The organism is Scytonema sp. UIC 10036, assembly GCF_009725235.1.
In genome coordinates, this window is sequence record NZ_WJFC01000330.1 from 1 (window position 1) to 9,773 (window position 9,773).

At 43.8% G+C, this 9,773-nt stretch carries 11 protein-coding genes and 1 pseudogene; 4 read left to right on the forward strand and 8 right to left on the reverse strand.

The features are described 5' to 3' along the window. Nucleotides 1–458 precede the first annotated feature (458 nt). Nucleotides 459–1,079, forward strand: a complete 621-nt coding sequence (locus F7734_RS59070; RefSeq protein WP_155753481.1) for a L,D-transpeptidase — start codon at nucleotides 459–461, stop codon at nucleotides 1,077–1,079. Nucleotides 1,080–1,143: 64 nt separating this feature from the next. On the opposite strand, the gene F7734_RS59075 is transcribed toward F7734_RS59070, so the two are convergent. From F7734_RS59075 to F7734_RS59090, 4 genes and pseudogenes are all read right to left on the reverse strand, one after another. Continuing rightward, a complete protein-coding gene (locus F7734_RS59075) occupies nucleotides 1,144–1,677 on the reverse strand; it encodes a late competence development ComFB family protein (RefSeq protein WP_155753482.1) in 534 nt (177 codons plus the stop codon). 113 nt (nucleotides 1,678–1,790) lie between these two features. Further along, the gene (locus F7734_RS59080; protein WP_166482822.1) at nucleotides 1,791–2,693 is read right to left on the reverse strand and encodes a M23 family metallopeptidase; all 903 of its coding nucleotides are present in this window, start codon (nucleotides 2,691–2,693) and stop codon (nucleotides 1,791–1,793) included. A gap of 186 nt (nucleotides 2,694–2,879) precedes the next feature. After that, nucleotides 2,880–3,158 (reverse strand): annotated as a pseudogene (locus tag F7734_RS59085) (Uma2 family endonuclease); the annotation flags it as partial. A 77-nt stretch (nucleotides 3,159–3,235) separates the two neighbouring features. Beyond that, nucleotides 3,236–3,397 (reverse strand): hypothetical protein, encoded by a 162-nt coding sequence (locus tag F7734_RS59090; protein ID WP_155753483.1) that lies wholly within the window; start codon nucleotides 3,395–3,397, stop codon nucleotides 3,236–3,238. Between the two features lie 84 nt (nucleotides 3,398–3,481). Between F7734_RS59090 and F7734_RS59095 the strand changes: the two genes are divergently transcribed. Then, nucleotides 3,482–5,794 (forward strand): cation:proton antiporter, encoded by a 2,313-nt coding sequence (locus F7734_RS59095; RefSeq protein ID WP_166482823.1) that lies wholly within the window; start codon nucleotides 3,482–3,484, stop codon nucleotides 5,792–5,794. A 149-nt stretch (nucleotides 5,795–5,943) separates the two neighbouring features. Here F7734_RS59095 and F7734_RS59100 read toward each other — a convergent pair whose 3' ends face one another. Then, entirely contained in the window at nucleotides 5,944–6,156 is a 213-nt protein-coding gene (locus tag F7734_RS59100; protein WP_243147215.1) for a hypothetical protein, read from the reverse strand. A 234-nt stretch (nucleotides 6,157–6,390) separates the two neighbouring features. Between F7734_RS59100 and F7734_RS59105 the strand changes: the two genes are divergently transcribed. Next, nucleotides 6,391–7,404 carry an RNA-guided endonuclease TnpB family protein gene (locus F7734_RS59105; protein ID WP_207714477.1) on the forward strand — a complete coding sequence of 338 codons (1,014 nt, stop codon included), beginning with the start codon at nucleotides 6,391–6,393 and terminating at the stop codon, nucleotides 7,402–7,404. Nucleotides 7,405–7,472: 68 nt separating this feature from the next. Here F7734_RS59105 and F7734_RS59110 read toward each other — a convergent pair whose 3' ends face one another. After that, entirely contained in the window at nucleotides 7,473–7,688 is a 216-nt protein-coding gene (locus F7734_RS59110; RefSeq protein WP_155753489.1) for an RNA-binding protein hfq, read from the reverse strand. Nucleotides 7,689–7,834: 146 nt separating this feature from the next. Here F7734_RS59110 and dapF point away from each other — a divergent pair, with 146 nt between their 5' ends. Continuing rightward, nucleotides 7,835–8,677, forward strand: coding sequence for a diaminopimelate epimerase (gene dapF, locus F7734_RS59115; protein ID WP_155753484.1), 843 nt, complete (start codon nucleotides 7,835–7,837; stop codon nucleotides 8,675–8,677). Nucleotides 8,678–8,817: 140 nt separating this feature from the next. Here the strand turns inward: dapF and F7734_RS59120 are convergent, their stop codons facing one another. Next, nucleotides 8,818–9,285, reverse strand: a complete 468-nt coding sequence (locus F7734_RS59120) for an aminoglycoside phosphotransferase family protein (protein WP_243147629.1) — start codon at nucleotides 9,283–9,285, stop codon at nucleotides 8,818–8,820. A gap of 152 nt (nucleotides 9,286–9,437) precedes the next feature. Continuing rightward, nucleotides 9,438–9,593 (reverse strand): hypothetical protein, encoded by a 156-nt coding sequence (locus F7734_RS59125; protein WP_155753486.1) that lies wholly within the window; start codon nucleotides 9,591–9,593, stop codon nucleotides 9,438–9,440. Between the last annotated feature and the right edge of the window lie 180 nt (nucleotides 9,594–9,773).

Below are 9,773 nucleotides of genomic sequence, written 5' to 3' on the forward strand. Positions count from 1 at the left end.
TCAGAGGAGATGTCAGTGTTATGGAAACAATTTATAGAATTGACAGGCAAAACTCATCATATTGTTATCCTCTAATAAAAAAAACAGATTTAAAGAAAAAGTAATTGTAACCGCCAAGAATAATTTTTCTAACATAGCTTTTCTCCCACCCACACCTAATAATGATTGATGGCTGCATTTTGAAAGAGTTCCAGGGAGCGCAAGTTCTCTCAACAACGTTTTTCAAATATCAGCAGTGGCATAATCTTCTCTATAGCCCTAGTGTGCCCAGGACTTTTAAGAAAATCATGAGGGAACTGATAATTGTTTATAAATTTTTTGTAACTATAAAATGAACGTAAAAAAAATTTGCCAGTATTTCTGTGTAATTTACTAGTGAAGAGATTTGAGAGTTCAAGCTAGACTGGGGTTAGCGTACAGAAAAATCCAAGAGTTGAATGTGGTGGAGAAGGTATACAATGGCAAGGGCAAAAAATGACTCTTTAACGCGTATAGTGATGCTGCTATGTTTTGGGACAGCATTTCTATCTCTCGTTGTCCATTGGCGCATCACCACCTCTACAACCCCTCAACCAAATTTAGCAAAGACATCTAAAACAGCGTTGAGAGCACATAGCCAAGGACACCCAAATGGCATAACTTTGCTATCCGCGTTCGCACCCTCAAAACAAACGACTTTAGCTGCATCTCAAAACAGGCAACTCGTCGTTGATTTAAGCGATCGCCGCGTATATGTGTATAGTGGGGAGACAGTGATAGCAAGTTACCCCATTGGTATTGGCAAGAAAGGTTGGGAAACCCCTACTGGTTCATTTCAAGTCTTACACAAGCAACGCGATCCAATCTGGCAACACCCCATCACGGGGAAAATTTTCTCATCTGGTACTGATAGCCCTTTAGGAGACCGATGGATCGGTTTTTGGACAGATGGGCGAAATCAAATTGGCTTTCATGGAACCCCAGATGATGAAGTGATAGGCAGTGCCATATCTCATGGCTGCTTGCGTATGCGTAATCCTGATGTTCGCTTGCTTTACAAACAGGTCAATTTGGGAACACCAGTAGAAGTACGGCAGTAAGTGTCATTGGTCAAGTGTCATTTGTCAGTTGTCCTTAGTTAATGACACTTGACCAATGACCAATTTACTTTTGCTCAAATTGGGGTGCGTAAGATTCAAGTAAAGCACTCACTTGTCGCAGAACTTCATTGCTTGTGTTTCTAGTTCCTACTGGCGTGTTACCAACGGTAGGTCTATCGAGACTGCGAGCAATTGCTTCGTTAACTTGTTGAGCAATTAATTCCTGAAGTTGTGCTCTAGCCTTTTGGCGCTGGTAGGTAGCACCTTCTTCTGTGGTGGCGTAAAGGGGTGGTAGACGGTTGAGAGCGTAAGCAGCAATATCACCGACATCCAGAGAACTTTCGCTAGTCGCTTCAATTTCAGCAACGCGGGCTATTGCCTCGGTAAGTACCAATTCTTCCATGACGTTGATAAACTGTTTGCGCGGTACCGCCATCACCTCGCCAGTTAAAAGCGACCCCATCAGCCGATCTAACGCCATGTACTCTTCTATTGATAGTTCGTTAGCGTTATCGCAAATTCGCCCGACTTCTGCTTCCATTGCTGGTGTAAGATAACCATCCTGGAGAGCTTGTTCCACAATTTTTTCTATACTCATAATGTTTATCATCTTATAAGCCATCCAAGCAAGGTTGGGACGGTACCAATCCTACTTATTCTGCCCAATTAAGAGCCAATAGTACGCAAAAAGTTACCAATGCAAGAAAATTTTTATTTAACTTCTTGTTTTCGCCAGGGTACTGGGTCAATAGATTTACCATTGACATACAAACCCCAGTGTAGATGAGGTCCCGTGGAAGCGCCTGTTGAACCGACTGCACCAATGAGTTCACCGGGTTGAACAAAATCTCCCTCCTTTACATTGATGCGGCTCAAGTGCAAAAAAACGCTAGTTACGCCTTGCCCGTGATCGATACCAACGACATTACCGTGGACTCGAAATCCTTCTGAGACTCTGCCCACCAATGAGACTCGCCCAGCTGCTGGAGCAATGACAGGCGAACCTGCACCCCCAGCATAGTCAAGACCTCGATGGTAGTAGTCCTTAGCAAATTTACCATTATAGTAGCGACGTATTCCATAAATTGTACTCACTCGCCCTTTATTTGGTGCTAGGAATGGACCCTTCCAATATTTTTCTGGTGTTTGCAACGCTTTAAAAGCCGCAACACGTTGAAGTTCATGTTCTGTAGCTTTGACTCCTGCTTTTCCAGGCGGTAAATTAATTCGTTGTACGGGAAATTTGCGAGACCGTACTTGTAATGTCAAATTCTGTACCTGTCCTTCTCCCGTCACTTGAATGGTTCTATTCCCTGGAGTTTCCAATGGTGTCGTAGGGATAAAAGCACGGTACTGATTGGGTGCAATTTCATATGCCGGGTACTTATCATCACCACTGGTAACAGTCACATTATTACCGGGAGCGGCATCATTTACATTTACTATAACTGATATAGTGTCTCCTAATTGAGGAGATTCCGGGCTAACTTGTACCTGTAGAGCTAGTACAGGTGAGGTAAATACAACAGGTAAAGCAGCAAAGATGCCAAGGAGAGCATTGGTTACACGGTTGTTGGTTTTTGATTTGTTCTGAAAATGGGTAACGCTATACACGGTCTTGTCGAAGAGAAAAACAACTTGGATAGTTCTGTTGAGAAACAGACTCACTTATAAAGAAAGGGAGTTCCCAATCTTCCATGTTGTTTTTAGCATAGAAAACCTTAAATAAATAAAGAATTGTCGAATACAGTATAAAATACTACTTTAAAAAACATCCTCTAAAATCCAAAATCTAAAATCTAAAAGATCGGGTACTAGTTCTACAAAATCGCGCTTAGTTTTCTTCAATCGTTCAGCCGTACAAAGGACACATCGGGAGCGCGTAAATTTGTACTAGCTCCATTGCTAGCATTTATATCAGTACCTGGTAAGATAAATCCCGCACTCGAACCAGTCACCCTCCCGAATTTCCTTGGCATGACCCATGTATTTAAAAAGGGTACTTAACCGAGTGCCAATTTCCTCTGACTCATAATCCGATAGACCCATAACTACAATACTCCCATCTACCAGTTCCATTTACCACTCTGGATGCTCTATTTGCAATTGCTCTAAGTCTTTAACAGTTAACATAAGACAACCAAGAATGCGTCTGTTTATATCATAAGCGTGGGGATTGGCATTGGGATTGAAGATAAATTATTCTTCAATGTCCCCGTGTCCCCATGTCCCATGTCCCCATGTCCTCCATGTCCCCATGTCCCCATGTCTCCCCGTGTCTCCCGTGTCCCGTGTCGCCCGTGTCGCCGTGTCCCCATGTCCCTTTCCCCAATAACTATCAGGCTGATAAAAAACTTTGTATCCTTATTGTAAATAGGTCTTAACAGTGTGTCTCAAAACTTGTGCAGGAAGATTTTAGACTGATAGTTGATTTAGTTTCGGTTTTTGCCGTGGCTGCTTGTGGCGGTCTGCTGGCTGCGCTTTTGCGACAACCAGTTTTACTGGGGTATCTAATTGGCGGAATAGTCGTCGGACCAACCGGACTGGGACTGATCAAAGAAGTCATTCAAGTGGAAACTTTGGCTCAGTTCGGAGTCGCCTTTCTATTGTTTGCTTTGGGTGTGGAGTTTTCGTTTACGGAACTTAAAAAAGTTCAAAACATTGCCCTTGGAGGTGGTGGGCTACAAATTGCTTTAACAATTTTGGTCACTGTTATGGTTTGCGGGGTGACTGGGGCTTGGGCAACTTTGCCGGCTAAGGGTATGTTTTTGGGGGCAATTTTGTCTCTATCTTCTACAGCAGTTGTCCTGAAATGCTTGATGGAGCGGAATGAAACAGAAACGCCCCACGGACAAGTGATGCTGGGTATTTTGATAGTACAGGATTTGGCACTGGGGCTGATGCTTGCAGTCTTACCTGCGCTCGATCAACCGGGGGAATTTATCGGTGTAGCTGTACTCTTGGCATTGTTAAAGATTGGGTTATTTGCTGCTGGTGCTGTTGTTGCTGGAATTTGGCTCATACCTCCTTTATTACAATTGCTAGCTCGCACTGAAAGTCGCGAATTATTTTTGTTAGGAGTGGTGGCGCTGTGTTTGGGTATTGCTCTACTAACAGCGTATTTGGGGCTTTCTATTGAAATGGGGGCATTTGTTGCAGGTTTGATGATTTCGGAGGTGGAGTACGCCGACCAAACTTTATCATATGTGGAGCCACTAAGAGATATTTTTGCTAGTTTGTTCTTTGCTTCTATTGGGATGTTGATTGACCCAGTGTTTTTATGGAACAATCTGGAACTGATTCTGGGGCTAGTGGCACTGGTATTTGTAGGCAAGCTCATAATTATAACACCATTAGTAAGACTGTTTCGTTATCCATTAAAAACGGCATTAATTGCTGGATTGGGATTGGCTCAAATTGGAGAATTTTCCTTTGTGCTTGCTAGTGAAGGACAAGCACTGGGGCTAGTTTCCCGACGAATATATTTATTGATATTGGGAACAACAGCAGTGACACTGGTACTGACCCCGTTTGTGCTGCGTTCGGTTCCGATTTTATTTGATTGGATAGAGACAGTCCCATGGCTAAAGAACTTTTTAACTGATGAGGGTAAGCCCTTAGAAGTTACCAAAGAATTGTCACTGAAAGATCATGTGGTGGTTTGCGGTTATGGGCGAGTGGGACGGAACTTAGTTAAGTTATTGCTGGCTCGCGAGTTACCTGTTGTCGTCATCGATCAGTCGGAAGCCAGAATTCAGCAATTGCGAGAAGCTAAAATTCCTTATGTCTATGGCAATTGTGTGAGTTTTCACGTTTTAGAAACTGCTGGAGTCAACACTGCACGAGGAATGGCGATCGCACTCCCTGACCCCATGAGCACTCGTCTTTGCTTGAAACGAGCTTTGGAATTATCTCCCGATTTAAATGTTGTTGTTCGTGCTATTAATGATAAGAGTATTGAAGTCCTTTACCAACTCGGTGCAAGAGAGGTTGTGCAACCAGAGTTTGAGGCTAGTTTGGAAATGATAACTTACATTCTCACCCAGGAAGTGGGCTTATCGCCTGCACTCGTGCAGCAACAAATGCAAGAAATTCGCAACAGCCATTATTTAGACCTCAGACCCGTGCGTACTGCTTCTGAGGTTTCTCGCGATTTGCAACAAGCAACTCAAGACCTCAACAAGCGCTGGTATCCCCTACCATCTGGTTCACCTCTCATCGGTATGTCCTTGGAAGAAGCCGATATGCGCTACTTAACGGGGGTTAGTTTGATGGCTATCCGCCGTGAAGGAGGTGAGGAAATAGACTTTCCTTCTGTCGAAACTAAATTGCAAGAAGGCGATCGCTTGTTAATTGTGGGTTCTGATGGTGAGTTTGCTGCTTTGGATGAATTTGCCAAAGGACAGGTTGCTGTTCCCGGTGAAAACAGCGCATGCCAATGGGTTGCGGTTAGTACAGACTCTTCAATGGTTGGTAAAACTTTGGGCGATTTGGATATATACAACCAGTATGGGATCAAAGTGCAGGCAATGCGACGAGATGGAAAATTTATCCGTTTTCCCAATAACAGTATGGACTTACAAGCTCGCGACCAAGTCTTGGTATGTGGTAGCTTAGTTGCTGTCAATCAACTCGTGCAGTTGCTTGCACCGGAAACTACAGCGCCTTCGCCTGTACCAGTAGTAAAAGCTGGTGAAGCTGACGCACTCAACTAACCCGTCAGGAGTCCCCCACGCTCATTTGGTACTCCAAATCAGTGGCGGGACGGCAGGCGCTTTAAGTCGGGGAACCCGCAGGGGCGCGCTGCCTCAGGAATGACGGGGCAAAGACGAGGTACATCCCCGACCCATGTTAACCGTTCCGGTTAACGCGGGAGAGGGGTGTCCGAGTCTTTGCCAATATGTTCTCTAGCCCAGCGCTCTACGACCTCGCTTGCGCTTATACCTTCTTTGTCACCTACCGCTTTAATGTAATCCCATGCAGTAGGGGTTAACCAAACTCCATGTATCTTTTTACGCTCCTCATAGAATAGAGGCTCGTTTCTCATTGCTTTTTTTCCAGACCTTTGACTTGACATAGTTAGCTCCATCGGTTAAGCTAATTATAGGATGTGATAATAATTTTGGAAATACAAACTTTGACAGCAATTTGTAAATTAGAGGTTGACGCGGTTAGTGCCACTGACATTGACAACTTAATGTTAATGTTTGCGGCCACCTGTAATTACGTAAATGCAAGTGTTAACCCAAAATACAAAAGTGCGACGCGGATACAGAAACTTATTTACAAGGACGCTAAAGAAAAATCAGGAATGCAAGCAAATCATGTCATCCAAGCTTGTATTCGTGTTGCGGGAAATCGTAAAGTTAACCGAGTAAAGGAATACAAGCCTGGAAGCGTACCGTTTGATGTTAGAACAATGTCCTTTAACTGGCATGACAATACTGTCAGTCTTACCTTGCTGGGTAAACGGGTAAAAGGTATTCCTCTCGCGATTAACAAATATACAAATTATTTGTTGTCTGATAGGGAGAATAAGGAGATTACTAGTGCTGTTTTGGTAAGAACTGGTAAGACATATTGTTTGCATATTCAGGTTGAGCATTCTGTATTGCAGCCTGCTAAATCTGACCAATATTTAGGCGTTGACTTGGGAAGGCGAGATATTGCTTATACCAGCGATGATGAATCTTGGTCGGGTAAGCAAATCGAAACTGTTCGAGCTAGGTATTCCAAGATTCGAGCAGAGTTGCAGCAGAAAGCCAGTAAAGGCACGCGGAGTTCTAGACGTAGATGCAGACAACTCCAGAAACGGTTAGCTGGCAAAGAAAGAAGATACCAAAAGTGGTTAAATCATAATATTTCCAACGCTATATTGCTAAACGCTAAGCGCACTAATCGCCATGTTGTGCTTGAAGATTTGGAAGGAATCAGAGAGCGATTAAATGAAAAACCTAACAAGCGAGAACAGCGTTTTTTAAGCAACTCTTGGTCTTTTTACCAGTTGAAACAATTCGTCTGCTACAAAGCGAAGATATATGGCGTTTCGGTAATTTTGGTTGACCCTAGATATACGTCACAAACTTGTCACAATTGTTTGCACATCCATCCTGAAAAGGGGAAGTCTTACCGCAGTGGTAAAAACTTTCATTGCCAACACTGTGACTGGAAAGGTGATGCTGATGCGAATGGGGCGCGAGTCATCGCACTCCTAGGGGAGAATGTAAACCGCCCCTGTGGCTCGGAATTTATCAGCTGCCAGATACCCGTAGTTGGTGGTTCCAGGGCTTCTAAAAGCCTACACTTACCCGCAAGGGAAGTGTAGGTAGTTTACGGAGTTTCTTCCCATGGATAACTTATTGGATTAAACCAAAGACGTGCCATGGGATGTCTCTACATCATTGGTTTGATATAAGCGATCGCTTGCTTCCAAACAGTTATGTGCTGCTTGTTTTCGTCTACACAACACAAACACTGTACGTCTTGCCATATCATTTTCCCAGTAACAAGGTCACCCGTTACTAGCTTGATTTGGACAGAAGCACCTTCCTTAATCAGGTTTTGTACTTGTCGAATACTAGGCAGAGAGGTATCAAATTCAGTAATCATAGTCATTAGTCATTGGTCATTAGTCATTGGTCATTAGTCATTGGTCATTAGTTATTCATCTTTTATAAATGACAAAGGACGAAGGACGAATGACAATGGACAGATGACTAATGACAAAACACAAATATAATTCACAAAATTGAGAAATGGCAATCGAATTTACTAAGTATCATGGTTTGGGTAATGACTTTATCTTGATTGACAATCGCTTGTCATCTACACCCGCAATTACACCAGAACAAGCAATTAAGTTATGCGATCGCCACTTTGGTATTGGTGCTGACGGTGTAATTTTTGCACTACCGGGAGAAAATGGTAATGACTATACCATGCGGATTTTCAACTCCGATGGTTCAGAACCAGAAATGTGTGGGAACGGTATTCGCTGTTTAGCTGCTTTCTTAGCCGATCTCGAAGGAACTCAGAGGAAAAGTGACAAATATGCGATTCATACGTTAGCCGGTGTGATGACACCCCAACTGATGTTGGATGGTCAAGTTAAAGTAGATATGGGGCTTCCGAAATTACTTGCTGGTGAAATTCCTACGACTATCGCTCCCGATGACGAAAAAGTTATCGATCGACCGATAGAAGTGGTAGGAAAAACTTGGGATGTGACCTGTGTGAGTATGGGCAACCCTCATTGCATTACTTTTGTAGAAGATGTCGCTGCCATTACTTTGGAAGTTATTGGTCCTCAATTTGAAAACCACCCCGTATTTCCCCGACGGACAAATACAGAATTTATTGAAGTCGTTAGTCGTGATTACGTAAAAATGCGCGTCTGGGAACGAGGTGCTGGTATAACTTTAGCCTGCGGTACTGGTGCTTGTGCATCATTGGTAGCTGGGGTGTTGACAGGAAGATGCGATCGCACGGCGACTGTGGATCTTCCCGGAGGACCCTTGCAAATCGAATGGTCAGAAGTAGACCAACGGGTTTACATGACCGGACCAGCAGAGCGAGTTTTTACCGGGAAAATCAGTTAACTGAGAACTAGGGGGGAAGGTAGGGGCTCCCTTTGGGAATAAAGGGCTGGTGGAGTCCCCTCCTTATTCAGGGGCAATGGGGATTGGATTTGTAACTGTAACCAAATCCTTACCCAAAGCTATTTATTTGGTAACTGCTGTCAACCCCATGATTGAGCGCTGGCAGAGAAAGATATTGGCTTTGACCTTCGAGCACCCGTTCCGGCAAGCAGGCGACCGACATCGTAGAGAGGGTCACCGAGAGACAAAGCATCCCAATCAACAACGCCAATACCATCAGGACTGTAGAGAATCCGATCGCCGTGGAGATTGCCATGAATAGGCTGGTTTTGTAGGAAAGGCAGCCGATGGGATAAATCTTGAAGAAGAGCAAGCACGCTGTTGAGTTGGGCTTTGAGTTGAGGAAGAGCTCGCTTGACACCTTTTAAACAGTAACGGAACCGGGCAAGCTCTTCGCTGGACGTCCAAACCGTCTCTGGGCGAAGATCCATACTGTGGAGTTGTGCCAGGACTCGCCCCACAGCAGCGAAGGGTTCGCTGATGGGGCAATGCATCACTTCTGTGAACTGAGTACCTTTGACCTCATTAGGAGTGTGCGGTAAAGTCATAAGCAGAGAACTTAGAAGCTTTTGTACTTGTTGAATCTCCAATAAAAAAAGACTCAAGTTGTGCCAATACTGCTCGGTTAAGCTTAAAAATACGAAAATACGTAGGTTGGGTTGAGGAACGAAACCCAACATTTACAAGCATTTGTTGGGTTTCACACACGGTAAACCCAACCTACAAAAACTCTCAGCCCTTGCAGTATTGCAAGTTGTGCAGATGTTAAGTCTTCAACAAGTAAAAGCTCAATGAATTCATACCCGGCAGTGAGAGTTCCACCCCGGTAGAATTCATTAATGATAATCTTTGCCACAATTATTCTCCTAAAAATTCAAGAAAATGACCAAGTTTATTGGCAGATACAGAAAATAATTTTGGCTTTTTCACACTTATTGGTGTACCTTCTTTGATTGCTTCGTGCCTACTCGTGCTTATCTTTACGCTAGTAATTCTCCCTGGTACAACCTGTATATTAATACGTATTTCCAGGGAA

Bases quoted from the DNA above. Each gene is read 5' to 3' on its own strand.
- dapF (WP_155753484.1), top strand. From the start codon at position 7,835: ATGGCAATCGAATTTACTAAGTATCATGGTTTGGGTAATGACTTTATC.
- F7734_RS59090 (WP_155753483.1), bottom strand. From the start codon at position 3,397: ATGGGGACACGGCGACACGGGCGACACGGGACACGGGAGACACGGGGA.
- F7734_RS59105 (WP_207714477.1), top strand. From the start codon at position 6,391: ATGCAAGCAAATCATGTCATCCAAGCTTGTATTCGTGTTGCGGGAAAT.
- F7734_RS59100 (WP_243147215.1), bottom strand. From the start codon at position 6,156: ATGTCAAGTCAAAGGTCTGGAAAAAAAGCAATGAGAAACGAGCCTCTA.
- F7734_RS59120 (WP_243147629.1), bottom strand. From the start codon at position 9,285: ATGACTTTACCGCACACTCCTAATGAGGTCAAAGGTACTCAGTTCACA.
- F7734_RS59070 (WP_155753481.1), top strand. From the start codon at position 459: ATGGCAAGGGCAAAAAATGACTCTTTAACGCGTATAGTGATGCTGCTA.
- F7734_RS59075 (WP_155753482.1), bottom strand. From the start codon at position 1,677: ATGAGTATAGAAAAAATTGTGGAACAAGCTCTCCAGGATGGTTATCTT.
- F7734_RS59110 (WP_155753489.1), bottom strand. From the start codon at position 7,688: ATGATTACTGAATTTGATACCTCTCTGCCTAGTATTCGACAAGTACAA.